Origin of the sequence: Pigmentiphaga daeguensis, from assembly GCF_039523035.1 — a bacterium.
In the GTDB taxonomy this organism is placed as follows: domain Bacteria; phylum Pseudomonadota; class Gammaproteobacteria; order Burkholderiales; family Burkholderiaceae_B; genus Pigmentiphaga; species Pigmentiphaga daeguensis.
In genome coordinates this window covers 1-22330 of sequence record NZ_BAAAEN010000036.1, presented here as the reverse complement: position 1 = coordinate 22330, position 22330 = coordinate 1, and the positions used below count along the sequence as shown (strand labels likewise).

Below are 22330 nucleotides of genomic sequence, written 5' to 3'. Positions count from 1 at the left end.
CCTCGCCTTACAGGATGCCGGTGGCTTCAGTGAGCAGCCAGATGCCGATCACGAGCAGCACGGCGCCGATCGCGACGGTGAGGCCGAACTGGCCCCAGGTCTTGCGGCCGGTGTGGATTTCCGCGTAGGTCCCGTAGGCGTGGTAGCAGACGCCGATAAACATCGACGCCACGACCAGGAGAGCCACGAGCATGATGATGTCGTAGCCATAGTTCCTGATCGTTTCCATGATGCCGTTGCCGGTGCCGCGGGTCGGGTTTTCCAACTGCGGCAAGCCCTGCGCGAACGACAGCGCGGGCAGCGCGGCGGCGCCCAGTGCCACGGCGGCGCGCTGGGCAAGACGGGAATGGAGGATGCGGTTTTGCATGGTCATGCCTTTCAGGTCAGGAGAGGAGGAAGAAGCTCAGGACGAGGTACATCGCGACGAAGCGGATGCAGACGCCGAGGAACTGGCGCTGGTTGAGGCGGCTCTCGGACCACCCCACGTAGGCCGTTCGGATGGCCCAGACGCCCCAGACGAGGAGCACCGCGAACACGGCGCCGACCAGGACGGTCGCCATCGCCGAAGGCGCGATGCCGCTGTTGGCTTGAAATGCCGAGACCTGGGCGCCGTTCATCGCTTGCCCTCCGCAGTCGTCGTCGGCGATGGCGAGGCGGCCCGCTCGGTGCGGTAGTCGCCGGCCAGTTCGGAGGGGTCGCGCGGCTGGGCGCGCGACGGTGTGAGATGGGCCTGGATGCCGGCGCGCACGCGCGCCAGATCAGCCAGCAGCCGCGGGTAATCGAAGTGGTAGCGCTCGCCCGGCTGGATGGGGGCATGCGCGGCGCTGTCGGCGACGGTGCGCTCCAGCGCATCGAGTTGGCGCAGTGCGGCGACCAGCTCCTGGCGCTGTGCGGGGGACTCGGCCAACGCCATCGGAAACTGACCCAGCAGGAGGGCCGTCACGAGAAAAATGGGCACGCCGCGATGCGCGGCGCGCTGCCAGATCGGAGCCAACATCGCGCCATTCCTGTGTGATCAGCAATGGCTTGATCGTGGGCAGCGAGGGGCTTTTAGGCCGCAAACAATAGGAACTCGCGCATGCCCGGATTGATGGCCTAGAGGTACTTCTTGAAGCTGCCTGCGGTCAGGCTCACGGCCAGTCCCAGCAAGGCGGCGCTGGGCAGCAGGATCAGCAGTGGATGCACCGAGATCGGCAGGGCCAGGTACGTGACCCATGGCAGCACGGCCAGCGGCATCAGGCTCGCCTTCGCGCGGTGGTAGATGAAGCCGGATTCCCGGCCTGCGCCGAACCGGCGCACGTCCCGCCGCACAAGACCGTCGATCAGGCCGACGAACGCCGCGGTGAAGATCAGCGGCAACGTGAGCACCAGCACCAGCAGGCGCACCAGGAACGTGAGCGTGGTGAAGGCAGCGGCGATCAGGTAGCTTTCAGTCCAGACATAGACCTGGCTGATGTAGTAGCGGAAGTTGCGGCCCCCGTCCTGGTCCTTTCCGTGGCTGGGCGCACGGGCGCGCTCGGCGGTCTGGCTCATGCGCTCCAACAGCCCGGAACGCACGAACACCCATTCGTAGCCGGTGTCCACCAGCTCATGCGCCGTGCGCCCCGGCTCCTGCACGACCACGCTGCGCGTGAAGTGGCTGGACAAGTGCCCCAGCTCGTACTGCAACATCTGCTGCGAGTGACGCCAACCCTGATCCTTCCAGAACAGGTGCATGCCGACGCACTCCACCACGATCGAGAACAGCAGCGAGCCGATCAGCACCCCCAGCAACCGGAACGGCAAGGTGATGGTGCCGACGATCAGGCCTTGGCGCTGGTTCTGCTCCCGTTGTGCGGTCGAAGCGGCGTCCTTCATGGCGAGGCCTCATTGCCGATGCCATCGCCGATGGGGGTGGCCACCGCGGAGGGTTCTGCCGGAGCGGCGTCATCCAGCAGGTCGTCGGGCAGGCCCGCGTCCTGCAAGGCCGGGGAACTGGTGAACTCCCACCACTGCGTCGCTTCGCTGTAGCTCTGGCGCATATACCCGGCCAGTTGCTGCAGGTCTGCCGGCATCACCTCGTCCGGGTCTGGCGCCGGCAACGGCATGCGCACTTTCCAAAGCTGACCGCCCTGCAGCAATGCGAAGCACTGGCCCTTGGGCAGGCCGACGACATGCGACGGCTCAATCATCGGTACGCTGGACATGCTGATGCGGTCCTGCGTGTTGCTGGTGAAATCCGTCGCGCCGCGGATGTCGGAACTGTCGGTCGCGCCGCTGACGATGGTGGTCGTATAGACCTCGACCTTCGGCAGTTGCCGGGTCAGCAATTCAGCGGTCGCGGTCTCGCGCACGCGCAGCATGAACAGGTTGTTGAAATTCCCGATCACCTGGCCCGCCTTCGCGCGGTTGCCGATGCGTGCCTCGATGTCCGAGAGCGTCTGTGTGTAGGCGGTGACTTGCAGGCCGGCACCGCCACCCTTGTTGATCAGCGGGATGAACTCGTCGCCCATCAACTCGTTGAACTCGTCGGCGTGGACATTGATCGGCACGCGCGCACCGGCTGAAGCGCCCGGCAGGCCGTCGTCGATCCCGTGCTTGTAGATGTGCCCGGCGACCGACACGAGATCGCTGAACATCGAGTTGCCGACCGCTGCGGCGACCTCGGCGTCGGAGAGCGCATCCAGGCCCACATAGACGATGGCCCTCTTACGGATGATCTGCATCCAGTCGAAGATCGGGCGCGGGTCGGCCAGGTCGGAGTAGTTCGGGGCCAGGAGCTGCGCGATCTTGCCGCTGGTAAGCTTCTCCAGCAGCGGCAAGAGGCTGGCGACGATCTTGTCGAAGTACGTCTTGTCGTATCGGACAGCAGAGCGCAGGCCGTCCAGCACTGGGTCGTAGTTGCGGGCTTGGGAGAGGTACTGCTCCAGCGCCACCACACGTTTTTCCCGCCCGATCATGTTGCGCGGGATGTTCTTCTCGTTGAGCTTGGCCTCGATCTGGACGATCACCTCCCAAGCCTTGGGCTCCGTCTTGGCGAAGTAATGCTGGGCGTACTCGATGAACAGCGCGTCGATGTTGATGACGTGCCGCTGGATCAGCATGTAGTCCGGGCGCTGTCCCAGCTCCACCAAGGCGCGGGCGATGATGTTGACGAAGCGCCAGGCGAACTCGCGGAACGCCGCGCTGTTGCCTTCGCCGGAAAGCTGCCCCGCGACGCGGGTGGCCACCTCGCTGATGCGCCCGAATCGCCCCACGGCGTTGTAGCGCGCGGAAATGTCCGGCCAGCCCAAATGAAAGACGTAGAACTCGCCTTCGCGGCCCGCGCGCTTGGCCTCGACGTACATCCGCTTCAGGAGATCGGCGTCGCCCTTGGGGTCGATGACGATCACCACCTCGTGCTCGCCCGCAGCGTTCACGCGCCGGATGTCCTGGGTCACGAACAGTTCGGCCAGCCGGGTCTTGCCGACGCGCGTGGTGCCCAGCACCAGCGAGTGGCCGACGCGCTCGCCGAGTGGCAGGCTGACGTCCACCTCCTCGGGTTCGATACCGTGCAGGCGCGGCAGGCCGCCCACAGGCGGAAGCGGCCGCACTGGGTTGAGCGGCACATCCCAGCTCGTGAGCCGGGCCAGGCTGGACAGCGGGAACGGAGCGAACTCCAGCCGTTCCTCCAGGCGCCGCGCCAGCCGGTATGCAGGTGTCGGCTCGACGTAGCGGCGAAACTCCGGCCGGTACGTCTGCATCAGCCTATGGGTGTGCTTCTGCTCCCACAGGAAGCCGCGACCCACGAACAGCCGCTGCTGGCTGACCGGCACGTCCTTGCTGGTCATCACGTAGCGCGGCAACCTGCGAATGTTGCGCCGGTAGCGCAGGATGACGCGGGAATCGCGGTAGCGGATGGCACCGTAGGCGCCGAACGCCAGCGCGCTGCCGACGCCCATGGACGGGCTCAGCGCGAGCGACCATGGGGCCACCAGGGACAGAAACGCGGCGCCCGCGCATGCGGCAACGGTGTATAGCTCCACCGCTGGGCGTAGCAATACCTCGACCGGCTGTTTCCCCGACATGGCTTCATTGCTCGATGCCGGTGGCCGTGATCAGCGCCGGGTAGTGCCGCAGGCCCAGACGCTCGGCCAGGTCGTCGCCGGACACAGGCGCGAGCGGCACACCCGGCACCAGGGCCCGCAGCCTCGCCAGGCCCTGCATGGTCTCGACGTTGACCACCAGGCCGATCGCGCCGCGCTCGCGCAGCGCTGCCGCCTGGCGGCGCAGCCAAGCCCGGGATGCCTCGTCGTCGCCGACGACCACGAAAGGCCGCAGGCCCGGTGCCTCGATGACCCGCCGCGCGACGGTGCCGGGCGTGAGCTTGGCGCTGCGCACGGGCAGCATCGCGGCCTCGTCCGCCGGCGTGGCGGGAACCTGGGGTGTCGGGATCGGCGGCCGGGCCGGCGCGTTGGTGCGCGGCTGGAGGTTCAGGGCTTCGTAGTACGGCAGCGCCGACGCGCCGCCGCGGTCTTCGACCACGATCAGCGGCTCGCCGGCGAGCGAGGCCAGCGGCAGACCTGCCAGCAGTACGAGCAGGCCCCGCAAGGCCAGATGGGATGTCGTCATGGGGATGTCTCCTGGCGCGCGGCGAGGACCGCGGCGGTTGGGCGCGCGCCCTGCACGCGGGCAAGGTGGCGGGATACGCTGCGCCGGTAGCGGGCGGCAGGCTCGCCCCCGGCAGGACGGTGGTAGCGGCCGATCGCCAGCAACCAGTCTTCGCCCGGGGTGTGCTGCTCGCGCAGGATCTCGGCGGCGATGGCCAGATTCCGGTACGGGTCGAGCAAGTCGCACGCGCTGGCGTAGCGCTGCTGGTGGTAGCCGAGGTTGATCTGGCCCAGGCCCGCGTCGATGCGCGTGTGCGGCGTGGAGCGCATCGCCCGCTGCAAGCCGGCGCAGGCGTCGGCGCGGGTCGCATAGCGGCGCGACTGGCCGGCGACGTTGAGCGACCACGGCCACGGGACGATGCGCCCATTGCGGCGGATGCCGCTCTCCTGCAAGGCCACGGCGTAGAGCACCGTCGAGGGGATGCCTGCGCGCTGCGCGGCGAGCTGGTACGCCGGTGGCGGAACCTCCCGGGCCTGGGCGACGCAGGCGCACAGGCCAGCGGCGAGCGCCAGTGCGCGCAGGAGTGCGGCTATGGCTGGCGCTGCCATTGGCCGTTCACCTCGCGCACGACCGCAGGCAAGTCGCCAGGCAGGCCCAGCGACAGCCAGCGGCCGCCGTCGTGGTTGAGCGTGATGCTGCCGCGGCGCACGCGCGCCGGATCGACGTTCGCGCGCTTGGCCCATTCGCGGATGCGCGCGTCGTCCTGGCGGCTGCCGACCATGTACAGGTCGAACGCGGTGCCCGACGATTGCAGGCGCTGCACGAGCTGCCCGCAGGCTTCGCAGCCGTCCTTGACGAACACCGCCGTGCGGCCGGAGCCGCGCGTGGCGCCGGCGACCGGCTTGTCGTCCGGCAGGTTCACCCGTTGCATGCCGGGGTTCAAGCGCTGCCAGGCCTCGTCGTAGGCACGCTGATAGGCAAGCAGCTTCTCGACGCGGCGCGCCTCGACCTGCACCTGCAGTTCTGCGTAGCGGCGTCGTTCCTCGTCGGTGCGCGCCTCGATGCCCAGGGCCGACAGCGGGTCCAGGTTGGGCGAGTAGATGCCCAGTGGCCCGTCCATCAGTTCGCGGTAGCGCGCCCACTCCTGCGGTTGCAGGCCCCAGTCGCTTGCCACCCGGTCGTCCAGAACGCGAGCGGCCAGCGGGCGTTCCTGGCTCTGCGCAGTGCGAGCGGGAGCCGTGGCCGGCTGCTGCGCCCACGCGGGAAACTGGGTGGACGCCAGCAGGAGCGCGGAAAGGATGATCGACGGCTTCATGTGGTGTGCTCCGTTCAGGGGATCGCCACGCGGCGGGTCTGGTCGCCGGCCTGGAACACCGCGGTGCTGCCCTCGACGGCCTGCAAGCGCCATTGGCCGACCGCATCACCCGGCAGCAGCACCTGAAGCTGGTCGGGCGTGAAGTCCCCACTGCTCGGCGCGATGGACACGCTGCGCTCGCCGGCGCGCAGTTCGACACCGACGATGCGGAATGGCAGCGGTGGCGGTTCAGGCTTGGCGGCGGCCTTGTTCGCTGCGCGTGGCTGGACGGGTGCTGCGGCGCGTGCGGCGGTCTGGCGCGCCTTGACCTGCTCGACTTCGGCGCGCAGTGCCTGAAGATCGTCAGCGGCGGCATAGGCGCTTAGGGACTGCTCGACCTGGGCCGCGCGCGCTTCCAGGATTTGGCGGGTGTCTTTGAGGTCCGCCGCCGTGGCGACGGCCGGACGCTGCTGGATGGCCTCGATGGTCTCGGCCAGGCCCGTCGCCTGCGCTTCGAGGCGTTGCAACCGGGTATCGAGTCGTTCTTGGTCGGTCTGGTCGTTCATGGCCTGGTAGCCCAGGGCCACGAGAGCACTCAGGCCAAGCAGCCAGAGCCACATCAGGCTCTGTACCACCACGGTGGCGGTTGAACGCTGGGCGGGCTGCGGAGCGTTCATGGCTGGCCTCCCGATGCTGCGGGCGCGAGCGGGAACGTCTGCACCGTCTCGGTGGCGGGCGGCGCGGCTACGTTGTCGGTGGTCATGCTGTCGCCGGGCCGCTCGAAGCAGATTTGCCGTGCGCGGTCATCCGCGTGCAGTTCCCAGGCCGGGCCAGCCAGGGTGAGCAGCGCATCGCGCAAGGTCATGGGGCCGAGATGCAGGTGCGCTGCCGGCAGTGGCAGCGCGTACAGCGCGACCACGGCGTGCGCCGCCTGGCACAGGTCGTAGCCGCTGCGCTTGAGCACATGCCGCAGCCCGTCGCCGACCGTGGCGCGAGCATCCCCCGGCATGGACACGTCGATGGTCTGCAACAGCAGGTCGCGCTGCGCTGCTGTCGGTGCCAGTTCCACGAGGGTGTAGCGGCCGTAGCGCACCACAGGGATGTACTCGGGCACCTCGGTTTCGGGCGCGGCCGAGACTTCCTCGATGATGTCGGGCGCGACCGGCGCGGTCGTCGTTGCGCAGCCGCCGGCCAACACCGACCACAGCAGGCCGAGAAAACCCGCCAGCAGGCGGCGTTCGGGATGGTGAAACCAAGGTGGAGAGGGGCACATGGCGCGTCGTCCTGAAACTTCGAGCCCTCACCATCGCCGCTCAGGCCGGGTGCGGCAGCAAACAATGCGAACCACGCTCCGCCCGATTTGCCGGCAGCGCCTCGCTCAAAGAAAAAAGGCCCCCGAGGGGGCCAGTGAAAGAGCAGCCACGTCCACGGAGACCGTGGGCGTGGCTGCAAATGGGAACAACAAAGAGCCGGCGGCACTAAGCCGGCGATGGCATGAGGATCAGGCAGCGACCAGTTGCCGGGCCAGTGCGACCTCGACGGAATCACCGTCCTGATTGAGCACATCCAACCCGGATTCGGGTACGTCGCCGGAGGTGGACTGCGAGACCATGATCTTCTTGGCCATCAGCTCCAGGCAGGTCATCTGCGAGGAACCTGCGTAGCCGAGGTAGATCACGCGCACCGGCTGTTTCTGTCCGATGCGCCAGGAGCGGCGTGCCGCCTGCTGGAGCGAGTACACGTTGTAGCCCGACTGCATGAAAACGATCGTCGGGAAGTCCAACAGGTCCAATCCCGTCTTGACCAGCTCGGGGTTGGTGATGAGCACGTCGATGCCACGATCCAGTTGCTCGGCGATCCAGTCCTCGCGGCGGCTGGCGTCCACGCTTGCGCGCAGCACCGCCACCCGAAAACCTTCCTGCTCCAGCAGCACCTTCAAGCGCGACGTGGTGTCGCGCGTGCCGGTATAGACCGTGTAGGCCAGAACCTTGCGGCCCTGCGCCTTCTCCTCTTTGCAGATGTCGATCAGCTCGCGCTCTTTCGGCGTCACCTCGAACTCGTTGAACTGAGCCGGGACGAACGCCAAGGTGTTGCGCGTGCGCGGATGCACCACGGTCTCCGACCGGAAGCAGCAGTCCGGCCAGGCCAGCAGCACGTTGAGGACCACACCCAGCAGCGTCGTATCGCGTCGCGCCAGAGCCTGTTTCAGCTCCGCGGTCAGCCGACCCGCCAAGTCGCGGTAGGCCGCAGCTTGCGCCACGTCCATTTGGACTTCACGAAACTCCTCGTCATACGGCGGCAGGACGTTGCCACCGATGTCCTTGAGCTTGAGGAAGATCGTGAACGGCAGGATGCACCGCAAGACCCCTTTCGGGCCGAAGCCGGGAGCCTTGACCGTGCGCACCGATACCTTGGTGCCTCTGGCCGTCTTGTGCGCCGTGCCGGCGCTTTCGGAGTAAATGTCCTTGAGGACCCCGTGGTCCCTCATGAACGCCATGGCCGCCGAGGTCATGCTGCCGCTCGTGGTCGGGCGGTAGCCGTCTTCGATCATCCGCCCAGGCAGGGCTCGGAACAGCAGGTAGAACAGGTCGTCCCCGTAGCCGCCCATCAGCGTGCCTGTCAGCAGCAAGGTCTTGCGAGCCTTCGCCGCCAGCACGCCCATAGCCTGGCCCTGGGCACTGCCACCGTTCTTGTACTCATGCGCCTCGTCTGCGATGCACAGGTCGAACGTGCCTTGCGGCAGGTAGCGCTTGATGAACTCGGACGGCTGATAGCCGCCCTCGCCAAAGCCGAACTCCATGTTGGCCATCGCACGCTCCATGCGCGTGGCCTGACGGTCGGAAAACACCAGCTCGCCGTTGCCGTCCATGAGGTTGATGAACTCATGGATGTTGTCGCCCAGCATCGACGCCAGGAACCCGTCGCCGAACTTCTGCATCAGCTTCTGCGCGGTGACTTCCCCGATGGTCGGGATGCGCTTGAGGGCTTTCAGCACAGCCGAGGACTGGTCGCTGCCGGATAGGCCGCGCGGGCGGATCAGTGTCCACAGGGGCGCAGCGCAATGGCTGCACTTCCTGCGGTATTCCTCGGCTTCGAGCGCGACCGGGTTGACCGGCTCGCCGTCGAGGTCGGTGATGACCGTGCCGCAGTCCGGGCACGCCGCCACGTTGCCGTGACGGGTACGCCGCTGGGTGAAGACGGGCTTCCAATGGAACCCCATCCGCATCCGCACGCGGCCCAGGACGAAGAACTCCTGGCCCGTGGGCTGGACATTCAACTGCTCGCGCAGCTTGATGAGCTTGACGAGCGTATCCGGCCCGTTGAGCACCCACACCTTGGCGCCCGCCACTGTTTCCTGGATCTCGCGCCGCCACTTGTAAACAAGGTGCGGCGGGGAAAGAACCAGGGTGCGGCGGTAGCCTTCGGCGTTGAGCACGGCGGCCGTGGCGATGCCGACGGTCGTCTTGCCGCAGCCCATTTCGCCATTGACGATCGCGGCGCGTTCGCCACGATCGATCAGCAGCTCCGCGGCGGCGTGGACGACTTCGGCCTGGGCCTGGAAGAGCTTGCGCTTGAGGCTGGCGACGATGAGTTGCCGGTGCGCCTGCGGCTGGCCGTTGTAGACCGGCGGGTTGGCGCTGTTGAGGGCGTCGAGCAGTTCGTCGCCGAACTCGCCGACGAAATCCTGAAGGCTCAGGGTCAGAGCGGAAGATTCCGCATCAAGCAGTTCGCCCTGTGCGGGCGCGGCTTCAGCGGCAGTGGTTTCAAGATCGGTGGACATGGTGATGCTCCAAAGAAAATGGGGCATGCACCACCCCCAGCGGGGCGATGACATGCCCCGTGGTGGGAAAAGAGACGGCGAACCGTCAGCAGTGAAGAAGTGATCAGCGAATGGTCAACACCTCGCCCAGCGTGGCTGAGCCTGGTGTCATGTCCCACGCGCGGATGACAGGCACGAACTTGTCGGTGAGGATGCGGGTCTCGGCGATGGAGCCGTCTTCGCGTTCGGTGAATTCCCGCTGGAGCGTCTTGTCCTTGTGGGTGTCACCTTTGACGACGAGCACGCGCCCGGCCTTGGAGCGCACAACCCCCGAGATCGCGCCCGCGGCCAGAGCCAGGGCCAGATGCCAGTGGGACAAGGCGCGCGCCGGCGGACGCAACGATTGCTGCGCGGCCCCCAGGTGCGTGTCCTGCGACGGCCAGAGGCCTTGCAGCCGGCCGACTTCATCGGCGAACTGCTCCGGCTCCATCGTCACGCGGAAGAAATGCTCCGGTTCGGCCGGACTGGCGGGGACGATGTACGGCAGGAACGGCCATTCGCTCGGCAGTTCCTCGGCTTCGACTTCGCTGAGCCCGACCTGCAGCAGCAAATTGCGCACAGCCTTGAGACCATCGGGTGCCAGCTCGCGCTGACGTACCCTGCGGCCGAAGATCACCACCTGCTTGAACTGCGTTTCCACCGCTCGGTAGATCCGCAGGTCCGTGTAGTGGCGCGTCAGCCAGCCGACCAGCTCCGCATCCAGCACGTAGCCGGGGACGATGAAGACCAGCACGCCGCCGTACTGCAACAACGACAGACTGCGCTGGTAGAACAGCTTTTCGAGGCGGGCACGGCCCTGTCCCTGATAACCGATGTTGCCGTTGACGTCCTTGGACAGGTCGCCATACGGTGGGTTGAGCCAGAGCAGCCCGAACGACTGCTTGGAGATCATCGCGTCCATCAGGTCCGCGTGCAGGCAGTGATCGACCAGGCCGCGGGCATGGCGTGCCCGCTCCGCGTCGAACTCGACCGCGAACGCCTTGGCCTGCTCGCGCCCGAGGGCATGAGCAGCTTCGGCGATCGCCACGCCTTCACCTGCGCAGGGATCAAGGATGCACATCGGCCCGTCGCTGGGCATGAGTGCGTTGAGGGCTCTTTCGAGCGTGGGTTCATCCGTGGGGAAGTACCCGTTTTTAACGAAGTTGCGGGCGAGCCGCGGGAACATGAGGGCCATGGAAGTCTCCTGGTTGGCGGGGATGAAAGGCGGAAGCACGCCAAGGCGTGCTTCCGCGGGTAGGTCAAGCCGCTACCGCTTCCGGCGTCCAAATCTTGGCCGGATAGGGATAGGCGGTGAGTACGTCACTGCGGATCAGGGAGCCCAGCGCCAGGGTCAGCGCCGGCACGTCGATGGCGAGCCGATGACCTTCCAGTCGCCCGAGGGCGAACGGAAGGCGGGCCAGCATTTCGCGGGTTTGCAGCAGTTCCAGCACGGTCTCGCGCCAGTGATCGAGCAGCGGCAACGGGCAGGTGTCCCGCACCAGCGTCCACAGGCGGTCAAGCCGGTGGGCGCTGCCGCGTGGCAGCAGTGCGAGCGCGCTGGCGTTGGCCTTGTCGGGCTTCACGCAGCGGCGGTCGAACAGCCACACGTTGGAGAGCGATCCGAACAGCGTTCGTCGGTAGGCGCGTGTCATGCGCTTTTCCAGACGATCGACGTTGCCGACGAACACCGGGACGCTGCCGCCCTGGTCGGTGATGACGTGAAACTGGTCCAACCCCTGCTCGTCGCGCCCGAGGGTCAGGCGAGCTAGGAACTGCTGGACGGCGGTGTCCCGCGCCCAGATCGAGAGGAAGACGAGGTTGCCTTGGTCATCGCCGACGCAAGCGTCGGCCATCACGTCGGGGCATTCGTCTATGCGATACAGCGTGGTGGAAGAAGTGTCTGCGGGCATGGTGGTGTCCTCGGATGAACGGGAACAGCACCGCCCGCTGGGGCAAGTACTGCCCCTGGGGGTGGAAGAAAATCGCTCAGTCCGGCTCGAACTGCCGGGTGTGCGGGTTGAAGTGAAGCGCCTCATCTACCGCGGTGATCGGCGTGAAGCCATCCAGGTAGAGGTTGTTGAGGTACTGGTCGCGGTAGGTCAGTGCCTGCCGCGCCTGCTCCTCAGTGAGGCCGTTGCTGATGAAGTACTCCAGTATTTCCTCGTCGGAGGACACTTCGTCGTTGGACAAACTCCCTTCAACGAGCTTCAGCAGCGCGGGCGGGAGCGCAGCCAGGATCGGGTCCATGTCGCTTCCTCCTGGCTCAGACCATCAGCGCTGCGGTGGATGCCGCAGGTGCAGTGGGTGTGCGCCGCCGTGCGTGGTAGGCGCGAACGCCTGCACGCCAGTCGGCGGACTGCTCCGGTGCGAGGTCCAGATAGGACAGCGGGCACGAGTAGTAGTACGGGTGCATGGACTCATCCAGTGGCTTGTGGCCCCACTGGTTGCCGCTGCGTTCGAGCAGATAGCAACGGATGTAGCGCAGGGATTGGCCCGGCGCCAGATGACGATGCACGTCTTCGACCTTGGCCGTCACTTCCGCGACGGACCAAAGGACGTTGCCGCGCAGCGCGTGGGCGATGACCTTGACGCTGGCGCGCTCGGTCTCTTGCGGTGTGATCAGTTCCGCGATCAGTTCAGACCGCGACTGAGGAGAGAAGTACCAGCCCATGAGAGGCCTCCTGAAAAGTAGAGCCGGAGGCCTCCCCGCGGGGAGGAGCCCCCAGCGGGTGATGAAAAGCCGCAAGTGCGGCGAAGGGACCTATGCTTTGGCCTCAGTCCCAGTCGTCATCGTCGCGATCACAACCGGCCGGGCAGTAGCCGAACTCGATCCCGTGCGAGCAATAGCCATGCTCCGCATTCCAGTCCTGGGTTTCCTGCCGTTCGGCAGGCGTTGTGTAGTCCCATTCTCGGGCTGCGATTTCCAACGCTTGAGTGCGCTGATCCTGCGGCAATCGACTGGCTTGCGTGTCGATCTCCGAACTGAAAAGCGTGACCCAGTGGTCCCAGGACAGGCCGCAACCACGCTGGGCTTGCTCAGCGGCCGTCTTGCAGACAGCGCGCCACGCGGGTTCATCCAACGTGGAACGGGGGGTATCGATAGCGATGGTGGACATGATGGAGACCTCCAGAAGAAAGCCGGAGCCTCCCCCGCATGGGGAAGGAACCCCGGCGGGTGGATGAAGAACACCGCGGATGCGGCGTCTGCGATCACGCAGGTTGCAGTTGACTCCACTCCTGCGTCTTGAAGTCCAGCGCGTAGCCCAGTTCACCCAGGCGTGCGATCTGCGCGCGCAGGGTGCGGCGGTCGATGGTCGAATCCAGTTTCACGGACTCACCCAGCGGCCAGAGCAGCCCGAACAGTGCGGCGTCGCCATCTTCGGTGCTGCCGGGGGCAGCAGCCGCAGCGGGCGGCGGCGCATCCACACCAAAAGGCGTGGTATCGACCAGTGGGTCTGCCGATGCCTGCACGGGTGCAGGCTTGGCGGGCCTGGATGCTTTGGCAGGCTTGGCCGGCGTTGCCGCAGGCTGCGCGCCCAGTTCTTCATCGAGCGGATCGACTTCCTGGGTGGTGAAGCTGCGTGCCTCGTCACGGCTCAGCTTATCGATGCCGTTGAGCGTCATCCCGTCCAGGTTGGCACGGATCTCGAACCGCATGCCGTCGCCGACGGGATAGGACTTCGGGAAGATGTAGCGGATGACGAACTCCCCGTCGTACTTGCCCTCGGGGTACTGCTCCAGCTCCGCATCCTTAACCGCGAACTTGCCGATGGGGGTGACAAGGCGGCCGACGTTGAAAGGGCCGTTTCTTCCGCGGATCGTGCGCAGCGTGAGTTGGCCTGGAACGGTGATGGGCGATCCCGATTGCTCGGGCGCCGATGTGACTGCCATGATGGTTCTCCTTGGGGAATAGGAAAAAGGCAAGGCCCCGTGAGGGGCCATGCCGGATCAGAACGAAGCAGCCAATGCCGGCTCCTGCTCCTCGACTTCACTTGCGGGCTCGCGCTCGGCGGGCTCGACAGGCTGGTCGGCAGCGGTGTCGGCGGCAACCTCGGCTTCGGGCGCGGGTGCGTCCTCGGCTTGCGGCGCCTCGGCTTGCGCCTGGCTCGTCGGATAGACCTGGGTGCCGTCGATCTTGATGAGACCGATGTGAACCAGCGTCGATTCCAGGCTCGCTCCCGGTTCCCCGGCGCGCTCGCCCTTGGTGCGGATGTACGGATCGATCTTCATGTCGTTCAGACGGAAGGCGATCAGCACCTTGCGGTCCCCTTCGATGGCCTGCACGCACCGGCGAACCAGGTGCTCGGCTTCAGGGGTGGCGACGATGGTGTCGAAGTACCGATATTCCGGTTCACCGACAGGCCCGGCCAGTGCCGCGACGCAGCACGACAGGAACGGATCGCCATCCTTGGGGGAGACGTCCTTCGGACGGCTGAGGTAGCCGATGCCGCGGGTGATCAGCTCGTGCTGCTTGATCGAAGCCAGTTCGGCCCGGTCAAGCGGCTCGGCCTTCAGCAGTCGCGCCTTCAGAGACGCGGCGGCCTGGCCCTTTTGCTCACCCTTGTCGCGGATGTACGCATCGCCCCAGAGGTCGCCGAGGCGGAAGCGCACCAGCGGGCGCTGCTTGGGATCGTCAACGCCGATGTAGCGCTCGACCAGTTTCTTGGCCTCGGCACCCGAGACCTTGACGTCGAAGTAGCGGTAGCTGGGGTCCTTGGCGGAACCGACCAGCGCGGCGATGGTGCATGCCAGGAAGGGCTGCGCGCGGCGGCCGCCCCGGACGGGAACCTCGCGGGCACGCTGGATGTAGCCGATGCCCGAGGTGTGGAGGTCGAAATACGATTTCTCGTTGGACGTGGTGCTCATGGTGAATCTCCATTGGGATGAAGCGGAGACACACCGGCCCCACGCATGCGGGGAAAGGTGCGTAACCCCGCGGTGGGTTGATAAGGCGAAAGCATCCGCCACCAGAACTGGTGGCCGCTCGCGGATGGATGCGGTGCGAGCTGGCTCGGTCACGCAGTGGGAACTGCGCGGCAACCTCGAAGACCGATGGTTGCCTGGCATGTCGCTGACAACGTCAGCAGGCATGGGGGCAGCATGTCCGGGCCTCGCGCGCGCGGCAGCAATCAATCGGCATCCGGGTGTTTCCCTTTGTCCGCACCGCCCAGTGCTTGCCACAGGCACTTAGGGCCGCGCAGTTGGTCGGGGGTGTCAGCGCGGGGACGGCTGGGGCGGCTCCAGGCGCCGCCGCCGCGTGTGCCGACCAGCCGCCAGCCGGCGGCGCGCAGGCTGGCACCACCTTCATCGGGCAAGGTGTAGGTGATCAGCCGCGTGTAGCCCAGGGCCTTGGCCGCCTTCCAGGCCGCGCCGTAGAGCTTGCTGCAGGCGTTCGGTGCGCCATCGGTGCAGACGCGGGTGACTTCGAGCGTCCAGCCGTCATCCAGGTGGCGGGCGACCGGGCGGCCAACGATGGCCACGCCGCAGATGCCATCGGTGGCGGACAGCGCGACTGCCAGGGCGAACTTCGCTCCTTGAACCGGACGATGGTGGCGGTGGTGCTCCTGCACGAAGGCATTGGCGCAGCGCAGAGACACCGGCAGCAGTCGCAGCGATGGCGAGGTCGATGGCCCGTCCATGGCCGTCAATCACCGCAGAAGCAGGCGATCGGCTCTTCGGCGGCGTCGAACAGATCGCCCTGGTCGGCGGCGAAGCGCGTTAGATCGGCGTAGCTGGGGCCATCGGCGCGGAACCGGGCACCGCTGGGCTTGCTTGCCAGGTTCAGCGATTCCATGCGAATCCACCACACGGCGGCCTCCGGCCGCGCCTTGATGAGGGCCAGGCGCTGCCCGCTCGGTTTCAGGAAACACAGGTCGCAGTTGCCTTCGAGCGTGCGCCCGTTCACCGTCAACAGGTCGAGGTCGAACGCTTGCGCCTGCCAGAAGGCGCCCACGTCTCGCACGGTGACGCCGGCATCCGCAAGCGGCATGCACATGGTCTCGTGGGTCGATTCGGTGGAATGGCCGCGCGCACGAATCTTGGCGACGCGGCGCTGCTCGTCGGCACGAATGCCGATCATCTGGTCCCAATCGGTCCAGCCCAGATGCCGCAGGTAGCGGTGCATCGGGCGGATCTTCAGGCTGGTCGTGCAGCCGCGCGCGACGGGATTGGGCAGGTACTGGCGCTTGCGGATCAGCGCCTCGAACGGCTCGCCCTGGCGGCTGGCCCGATCGAAGTCCACCAGCGTGAAGCCTGGCTCCGTGGGCAGGTATTCCAGCCAGTGGATCGGCACCTGCCAGTGCGCGCCGCAGTCGCGCACAAAGCGCAGGGTCGCTTTCACCTCCTTGCCGGTGTTGGCGAAGCAGACCACGGTGTCGGCAGGCAGGCCGCCATTGGCCTGCAGCACGCGCCAGAGCATGTAGGCGCTGGTGCGCCCGCCCGAGAAGCTGATGCAGGTCGGTTGGGTGATCTTGAACGGGTCGTGCATGCGGTCGTCTCCGGGGTAGGTCGGCGGGCGGGCCGACGCGGCGGGCCATGGCGGCCGGAGACGAGCACGCACGCGGCGAATGCCGCGGTGCGGAAAAAAGGAAGCCCCCAAGAAGGGGGCCGTGAGGGGATGGTGGTAGTCGTTGCGCTACAACGATGGCACCACCTCCAGCGACAGGTGCGTCGTGGTGGCGGACAGCATCAGATCGTCCGTGCCGTGCAGGACGCGTGCGAAGACGCCTTCCTTCGGGTCGAAGAACTCGCCGAAGTCGTCGCCACCCAGCTCGGCGCGCGCCAGTTCCCACCAGTCGTCAAACGGGTCGGTATCCGGGTTGCAGCCGACGGCATAGGCCAGCAGCTTCACGCGGCCATCGGGACGGCGCTCTCCCTGCTCGGCGAGGAAGTACACGCCCTGGTCCTTGGCGAGGACGACGCGGCATTGGTTGGCAACGGCCTCGGCCAGCACGGGGCGCAGGTCGGAACCTTTGAATCGCAGTGACATGGTTGATCTCCTGGAGAAAAAGGCCCTCCACCCGAATGGATGGAAGGCCTATGGGGGCAAGTCGCCGGTAGGCTGTGGATTCAGCCGTAGCGCCGCTTGGTTGCCTTGGCGTCGATCACGCTCACGTCGATCAGGCGCCAGCGCCCGTCGTCGATAAGCCGTTCCAGCACTTCACCGAGCATGTCGAAATACACCTCGTCGTGCCGATCGATCAGCTCGCCGTCGCGGCGCAGCTCGACCACGTAGGTGTCGCCGCCGCGGTCGTAGAGGATCGTCACCTGGCCCTCGAACTTCGCGGTCGAAACCGAGAAGCTGATCGCTGGGGGTGTCTCGATGATCTTGGACAGCTTCGGATCGACCCAGGTGAAGTCGCGGGCACCCGCATCGACCAGCATGTGGGTGATGCGCCGGAACCCGTCGGGAGCCGGCATTTCCTCCAACTGCTGGATGAGCTGCCCCAGTTCCATGCACTGCGGCTCGGGGATGGGCAGCTTGGCAGGCGCGGAGCCGAGGATGTGCCTGGTGATGGTGTAGGGAACACCGTCCGCGGTCTTCTCGGTGATCACGTCCGGGGTGTCCGCGCGCAGGCCGTCGAAGCGGCGGCGGGCATACGGTTGGACATGCACCTTGGCGCCTTCGCTGGGAACGGTGGTCACCAGGTGGGGATCGAGCACCGCGAACTCGCTGGGCTTGAGCTTGACGACGATGGCGTCGTCGTTGGCCGCGACCACCTTGCCGTCGAAGGGCTTGGGATCGATGGCGAAGCCCAGCGTCGAGGACTGCGGCTGATCATCGAACACGCGGTACTTGAACGACCGCACGTTGCGGGGCACATGGCCTGCGACAAGCGAAGGCATCATGGATTTGATGAGGGAACGGTCCATGGGAATCTCCTTGAGGAAGAACAAGGGATTCCCCGCCCGCAAGGGAGAGGTCCCTTGTGGGTGGATGGACGCGGTGCGTCCGTAGGAAGAAACGACCAGCGCGGTTTCCCGTGCTTGCAGCCTCGAAGGTCTTGGCTGCCTGGGCATGTGTCGGCAACGCCGACGAACATGGGGGCAAGGATGGCCCTGGGCCGGGCTACCCGCCCGCATGAAACGGCACCGCGCCGCACCCGGTTTTCCTGCGCTGCGGGCAAGAAAAAGCCCCTCGAAAGGGGCTGGTTGGGTCAGGCTTCGTACACGAAGTAGTGCTCGCGCTGACGCGGGAAGAAGACATGCTTCCACGTGTCGCCGCTGGTGTTGCCACCGTCGAAGACGACCATTTCGTAGTCATCAATGTCGGAGTCCACCAGGTCGTCGCTGGCGATATGGCGCATGTGCAGCATGCCGTGCGTGCGCTCGAATACCAGGATCTGGCCGATGGCGTCGTCCTGGCCCATGGCGTTGACGCAGGCTCCGAGCTGGTGCTCGAAGTCGGGTGCGCGCGAAATGAGGTCGGGGAACATGAGGTTGCTCCTATGAAAATGGACCAGCCCGGCTCCTCGGGGGAGACGGGCTGGCATGAGGGGACAAAGAGGATGACTGGCGCGTCGTGCGGCTGCTAGGACTCAGCCAGCGGCAGGCCCAGCAGCGCAGGTGCGTCGGCGTCGAGGATCAGGATGCGCACATCGGCCTGGCCAGCCAGGTCAAGGATGTTCGCCAGGTCGTCCGGCATGCCCTTGTTCCGGTGCTCCTGCCGAAGCTGCTCGACGGTGATGCCCTCGGCGTGCTCCAGGTTCTGGTCCGTCCAGGGCGTGGAAATCAGCTTGACGCCGATCGCCGGGCTGTACGGCACCCGGAAGGCGATGAACAGCATGGCCTCCGGCGTGGCGAGGTCCGCCAGGTTGGCGAGGTAGTGCCAGGTATCGACGGTGATGTGATCACGGCTGATTTCCCAGCACCGGCTGTAATAGCCGGTCTCGAAACTCAGGCGCTGCACGGCATCCCGCGCGGCCTCGGCCGAATAGGCATCACCGACGTGGACTGGGCGGCCGTCGAAGTCCTCGCCATGGATGGCATAGACCACGGCCCCAATCACGCCTTCCCCGCTGAGGCCTTCACCGGCATCGCATTCGGCCAGCACCTCGGCACTCACGGGTTGGGGGCCATTGCTGACCAGGGCGAAATCGTTGGTGACGATGCAGGACGACGAAACCAGTTCGTCGTCGGAGAGGTGATCTTGGCTCGCGTGGATGTTTCGCCAGACATGCGGGCTTCCATCGTCGTAGCTGATGGACAACGTGCGGACGATTTTCAGATTCCAGTAGCCGCGAAGAAAGGGGTTAGTTTTCTGAGACATGGGAACTCTCCAGATTGAATATTGGAGCCAATTCCCGTCACCGGGAATCGGACCCGGTGGGTTGAAAATGGAAAAAGCGTCAGGCAACGCTGACCATGGCGTTGGCAGCACTGCGCTGGACGGCGGGAAATAAATTGAGGGACATGGCCTCGTGGGCGCATGTCCCTCATGGGGCGTGAACGAAGACGCGGTGGTGTGCCGGAGACCGGCTCACCAGCCGTTGTAGTTCATGAGCAGATCGGCGAGGACCTTGCGGCGTTGCAGGTCGAGACCGTCGAAGTCCGACAGTCCGTGGAAACGGCAGCGCTTGAGCATGGCACCGCCCTCGCGCGCGTTGTAGAAGCTGACCATGGCGGACAGGAACATGCGTTCCCCGCTGCTCAGGACGCCGAGGGCGTCGTTGAGCCGCAGCATGTTGGGACGCAGATCCCACTTGCTCTTGGCCTGGTTCAGACTTTCACGGGTGCCGTCGCCGAACCACTCGGGGCCAGCGATCTCGACGCCGCGCTTCCATGCCTCGAAAAAGGCTTGGGGCGCGGCAGCGAAATGCTGATCTTCCCGCATGATCTGATCGACGACTTCCCGCGGCAGTAGCTGGTTCATGACGTGACTCCTCCAGTTGGATCAGGGAATGGCGAGCTGGGACCAGCCGCCTCTTTCGAGGGCACGTTGAGCCGCGGCATGGCTACGGAAGTACTCGCGGGACTCCCGCGAAACGGGGCCTTCGGTATCGCGCGTGCCGATGTAGTGGCCGGCGGCGCTTTGCAGGACTTCGAGCGGCAGAAACTTGCCGCAGTAGGTCGAGGCCAATTGCCCGAAGGTTTGGCCGAAAGAGGCTTGCTGGGACATGGACGGGCTCCTTGGAAAAAAAGCGGGGCCTCGTCCCTCACGGGATGGCAGCTCCCGCACGCGGTTGATAAAAAGCATCGACGTCACGGGGACGCGCGTCCGCAGACTTGATGCGATGCGGACTGGTGGGCAACGCGGGAGAGACCCGCGGCAGCCTGGAACCCTGGCTGCTGGCATGTGCTGACGAATCAGCGAACATGCGGGCAGCTTCGTGTGCGGGGCGCGCTGCGTCAGTTGGAAAACGGCATCCGGCCCAGCCCCGATTGATGGGCACCCGACAAAAGAAACCCCGCATCGAGTGCGGGGCTGTCAGGACGGTGCGTCGGCGCTGGTCAGTCGGGCTTGTCGCCCAGGACATGCTGCTTCCACAGGTCGAATGCCTGCTCGGGCGCAAGCTCGGCGAGGATGACAATGGGCTGGGCCTGCCGGGCGCGCAGCGAATCGAAGTACGCCTTGCGATCGGCGATGGCCTTGAGCTTGATGCCTTTGATGAACAGCAGTTTGCCGTCCTTGATGAACAGCACCTTGTTGCCGATGTCGCGGTTGAACGCGGATCGCACCTTGCGTTCCGCGTGCATGGCATCGGCCAGTTCATCGACCAGGAAGTCGAGCGTCATGTCGATGTAGTGAGGGTCTTCACCCTCCTGGCCGAGGTCGAGCGGCGCAGGCGGCAGGCCCTTGGCGAAGGCTTCGGCCTGCGCCAGCAGCGCCGCCTTGCCGTTGAGCGCGTGGAGGAACGTCGAGCCGCCGTGGCCGTCGTTGCGGGCCTCGGCGATGGGAGTGCTGTCGAACACGACGGTGGCGCTGAAGCACATCGTTTCCTCGCTGGCGAAATCTGCCACCTTGAGGTTCTTCAGCGTGATGCGGTCTTGCTTGGTGATGTTGTCCATGGGAAGTCCTGAAATCGACCGGGTGGCGACATGCCCCTGACGGGACGTGGCGGCCATCCCGTGGGTTGGAGAAATGAGGCATCAATGCCCCGGTGGGCAGCGTTCGCCGGTGAGATGCCGAGGCGAACTGGCGGGTGGCGTGGGCGGAACCCACGGCAGCCTTGACACCCTGGCTGCGGGCTGCTGCCGATACATCGGCAATGCAGGAGGGAGAATGGCGCGGCCCGCAGGCTGCGTCGCCGATCAATCCGAAGTGGTCGAGCCCGTCTTGTGCAGGCACTGCACGAGCCGCTGCCCCAGCCATGCCATGCACGGGACGGCCATGGAGTTGCCGATCGCCTTGTAGCGCGGAGCATCCGCGGCGGACTTGCCGCGGTACGGGATCAGCGTGTAGTCGTCGGGCATTCCTTGCAGCCGCTCGCACTCAACTGGCATCAGCCGCCGCACGCGCCAGTGCGACCAGTCGCCGGGACCAGGTTCGTTCCAGTCGTAGCGGAAATGCGCCTCGAAGTCGGGGGCCAGCACATGGGGCTTGTCCGCGCCGCCGCCGCTGGTGCGCAGTGCGGTCGCTACGTTGCCGCCCAGTTCCAAGGCCAGTCCTTCGGCGCGGCCACGCAGCGCCGCGCTCAGCACCATGGGCCGGCCCTGGCCCGGCTTGCCGCCGCCCGTGGAAAGCGTTCCGGCAAGCTGGCCGTGACCGGATTCGAGCCGCAGTTCGCCACGGGAGTTTTGTGCGAAAGCGACGGCGGGCACCACACCCGCATTCGCGTGACTGTTGCGGTGCCCGCCAGCGCGCAGCGTCGGTGCTTGGTTCTCCATCGCATCCGCGCCGCTGCCCTGGGCGGTGAAGGCGATGATCGGAACACCCTTGCCGGTGCCGTCTTCGCTGCTGCCCTTGCCGCCATTGGCGGTGCTGAGCGTGTGGGTGATGTTGCCTGCAACGGACTGCGCGAGGAAGGTTTCGACCTCAAAGTCATTCTTCGGACCGGGCGCGGCGGTCAGGCAGGCGGCCACGTCGATGGGACCTGCGGTATTGCCACCGCCGAACCCGAACGTCATGGTGACCTTGCCATAGGGCTGCTTCAGTCCGGCGTAGCCGCCTGCTGCTGCAGCGCCATGTCCAGCAGTGCGGGAAGCGTCTTGCCACGGCGAGCAGCCCGGCGAAGAATCCCCGCGCAGGCCGTCGCGCTCAAAAAGTACTTCTGCGGGATCGAGGTCATCTCCACCACTTGCCACAAGAAACACACGCTTGCGGCGTTGGGCGACACCGAAATATTGAGCGTCGAGCACGCGCCAGGCGATGCGGCGGCGGGGTCCAGACACACAACCAGCGTGCGCCCACCGATCCCCTGGCGGCTGGAGCGCACGGCCTTCTCCGGCCAGTGCCCCCAGGAAATGCCCGAAGGCGTTGCTGCGATCGTTGAGGACGCCGGGGACGTTTTCCCAGACGAGCGTGGCCGCCGGGCGGCGGTCTTGGTGGCGGGTTTGGTCGATGGCATTGGCAAGCTCCACATAGGCAAGGGTCAAGGCACCGCGCGGGTCATCCAATCCGCGACGGCTACCTGCAACGCTGAACGACTGGCACGGCGTGCCGCCGACCAGGATGTCGGGCGCCGGCACGGTGCCGGCGCGCACCTGGCGGGCGATCGCGGTCATGTCGC

Annotated in this window: 28 protein-coding genes; all 28 read right to left on the bottom strand. The window is 66.2% G+C overall.

Annotated elements, in window-relative coordinates:
* Positions 1-7: 7 nt before the first annotated feature.
* Entirely contained in the window at positions 8-367 is a 360-nt protein-coding gene (locus ABD104_RS27720) for a TIGR03745 family integrating conjugative element membrane protein (RefSeq protein WP_023095489.1), read from the bottom strand.
* 16 nt (positions 368-383) lie between these two features.
* Positions 384-617, bottom strand: coding sequence for a TIGR03758 family integrating conjugative element protein (locus ABD104_RS27715; protein ID WP_003821106.1), 234 nt, complete (start codon positions 615-617; stop codon positions 384-386).
* Complete coding sequence (locus ABD104_RS27710; RefSeq protein WP_343928619.1) at positions 614-997, bottom strand: integrative conjugative element protein, RAQPRD family; 384 nt, start codon at positions 995-997, stop codon at positions 614-616. The genes ABD104_RS27715 and ABD104_RS27710 overlap by 4 nt, the downstream gene beginning before the upstream one ends.
* A gap of 98 nt (positions 998-1095) precedes the next feature.
* Positions 1096-1857 (bottom strand): TIGR03747 family integrating conjugative element membrane protein, encoded by a 762-nt coding sequence (locus ABD104_RS27705; protein WP_343928618.1) that lies wholly within the window; start codon positions 1855-1857, stop codon positions 1096-1098.
* Positions 1854-4046: a type IV conjugative transfer system coupling protein TraD gene (gene traD / locus ABD104_RS27700; protein ID WP_343928617.1), complete on the bottom strand. Its 2193-nt coding sequence runs from the start codon at positions 4044-4046 to the stop codon at positions 1854-1856. The genes ABD104_RS27705 and traD overlap by 4 nt, the downstream gene beginning before the upstream one ends.
* A 4-nt stretch (positions 4047-4050) precedes the next feature.
* Entirely contained in the window at positions 4051-4590 is a 540-nt protein-coding gene (locus ABD104_RS27695) for an integrating conjugative element protein (RefSeq protein WP_343928616.1), read from the bottom strand.
* Entirely contained in the window at positions 4587-5177 is a 591-nt protein-coding gene (locus ABD104_RS27690; RefSeq protein ID WP_343928615.1) for a transglycosylase SLT domain-containing protein, read from the bottom strand. Before ABD104_RS27690 ends, ABD104_RS27695 begins: the two co-directional genes overlap by 4 nt.
* Positions 5159-5884, bottom strand: coding sequence for a TIGR03759 family integrating conjugative element protein (locus ABD104_RS27685; RefSeq protein WP_343928614.1), 726 nt, complete (start codon positions 5882-5884; stop codon positions 5159-5161). Before ABD104_RS27685 ends, ABD104_RS27690 begins: the two co-directional genes overlap by 19 nt.
* Positions 5885-5898: 14 nt before the next feature.
* Positions 5899-6540 (bottom strand): hypothetical protein, encoded by a 642-nt coding sequence (locus tag ABD104_RS27680; RefSeq protein WP_343928613.1) that lies wholly within the window; start codon positions 6538-6540, stop codon positions 5899-5901.
* Complete coding sequence (pilL2, locus tag ABD104_RS27675) at positions 6537-7136, bottom strand: PFGI-1 class ICE element type IV pilus protein PilL2 (protein WP_343928612.1); 600 nt, start codon at positions 7134-7136, stop codon at positions 6537-6539. Before pilL2 ends, ABD104_RS27680 begins: the two co-directional genes overlap by 4 nt.
* Before the next feature lie 228 nt (positions 7137-7364).
* A complete protein-coding gene (locus ABD104_RS27670) occupies positions 7365-9644 on the bottom strand; it encodes a helicase-related protein (protein WP_343928611.1) in 2280 nt (759 codons plus the stop codon).
* A gap of 103 nt (positions 9645-9747) precedes the next feature.
* On the bottom strand, positions 9748-10881 hold the full coding sequence (locus ABD104_RS27665) for a DUF6094 domain-containing protein (RefSeq protein WP_343928634.1): 1134 nt from the start codon (positions 10879-10881) through the stop codon (positions 9748-9750).
* Positions 10882-10921: 40 nt separating this feature from the next.
* Complete coding sequence (locus ABD104_RS27660; RefSeq protein ID WP_234265463.1) at positions 10922-11572, bottom strand: hypothetical protein; 651 nt, start codon at positions 11570-11572, stop codon at positions 10922-10924.
* A 76-nt stretch (positions 11573-11648) separates the two neighbouring features.
* Positions 11649-11909, bottom strand: coding sequence for a hypothetical protein (locus ABD104_RS27655; protein WP_343928610.1), 261 nt, complete (start codon positions 11907-11909; stop codon positions 11649-11651).
* 16 nt (positions 11910-11925) lie between these two features.
* The gene (locus tag ABD104_RS27650) at positions 11926-12333 is read right to left on the bottom strand and encodes a hypothetical protein (RefSeq protein ID WP_343928609.1); all 408 of its coding nucleotides are present in this window, start codon (positions 12331-12333) and stop codon (positions 11926-11928) included.
* Between the two features lie 103 nt (positions 12334-12436).
* The gene (locus ABD104_RS27645; RefSeq protein WP_343928608.1) at positions 12437-12778 is read right to left on the bottom strand and encodes a hypothetical protein; all 342 of its coding nucleotides are present in this window, start codon (positions 12776-12778) and stop codon (positions 12437-12439) included.
* Positions 12779-12872: 94 nt separating this feature from the next.
* Entirely contained in the window at positions 12873-13553 is a 681-nt protein-coding gene (locus ABD104_RS27640) for a DUF3275 family protein (RefSeq protein WP_343928607.1), read from the bottom strand.
* A 57-nt stretch (positions 13554-13610) separates the two neighbouring features.
* Positions 13611-14528: a DUF3577 domain-containing protein gene (locus ABD104_RS27635; protein WP_343928606.1), complete on the bottom strand. Its 918-nt coding sequence runs from the start codon at positions 14526-14528 to the stop codon at positions 13611-13613.
* A 263-nt stretch (positions 14529-14791) separates the two neighbouring features.
* On the bottom strand, positions 14792-15301 hold the full coding sequence (locus ABD104_RS27630; RefSeq protein ID WP_343928605.1) for an XF1762 family protein: 510 nt from the start codon (positions 15299-15301) through the stop codon (positions 14792-14794).
* 5 nt (positions 15302-15306) lie between these two features.
* Positions 15307-16149 (bottom strand): phosphoadenosine phosphosulfate reductase domain-containing protein, encoded by an 843-nt coding sequence (locus ABD104_RS27625; protein WP_343928604.1) that lies wholly within the window; start codon positions 16147-16149, stop codon positions 15307-15309.
* A 147-nt stretch (positions 16150-16296) separates the two neighbouring features.
* Positions 16297-16650: a DUF3085 domain-containing protein gene (locus ABD104_RS27620; protein WP_343928603.1), complete on the bottom strand. Its 354-nt coding sequence runs from the start codon at positions 16648-16650 to the stop codon at positions 16297-16299.
* Positions 16651-16730: 80 nt separating this feature from the next.
* Entirely contained in the window at positions 16731-17534 is an 804-nt protein-coding gene (locus ABD104_RS27615; protein WP_343928602.1) for a GTPase, read from the bottom strand.
* A gap of 284 nt (positions 17535-17818) precedes the next feature.
* Complete coding sequence (locus ABD104_RS27610; RefSeq protein ID WP_343928601.1) at positions 17819-18097, bottom strand: uridylate kinase; 279 nt, start codon at positions 18095-18097, stop codon at positions 17819-17821.
* Positions 18098-18192: 95 nt separating this feature from the next.
* Positions 18193-18930 (bottom strand): DUF5983 family protein, encoded by a 738-nt coding sequence (locus ABD104_RS27605; protein WP_343928600.1) that lies wholly within the window; start codon positions 18928-18930, stop codon positions 18193-18195.
* A gap of 210 nt (positions 18931-19140) precedes the next feature.
* On the bottom strand, positions 19141-19533 hold the full coding sequence (locus ABD104_RS27600) for a hypothetical protein (RefSeq protein WP_343928599.1): 393 nt from the start codon (positions 19531-19533) through the stop codon (positions 19141-19143).
* A 21-nt stretch (positions 19534-19554) separates the two neighbouring features.
* Positions 19555-19779 carry a hypothetical protein gene (locus ABD104_RS27595; protein ID WP_343928598.1) on the bottom strand — a complete coding sequence of 75 codons (225 nt, stop codon included), beginning with the start codon at positions 19777-19779 and terminating at the stop codon, positions 19555-19557.
* A 332-nt stretch (positions 19780-20111) separates the two neighbouring features.
* Positions 20112-20669, bottom strand: a complete 558-nt coding sequence (locus ABD104_RS27590; RefSeq protein WP_343928597.1) for a hypothetical protein — start codon at positions 20667-20669, stop codon at positions 20112-20114.
* A 243-nt stretch (positions 20670-20912) separates the two neighbouring features.
* On the bottom strand, positions 20913-22330 hold a 1418-nt coding region (locus ABD104_RS27585), incomplete at its 5' end, for a DNA cytosine methyltransferase (protein WP_343928596.1).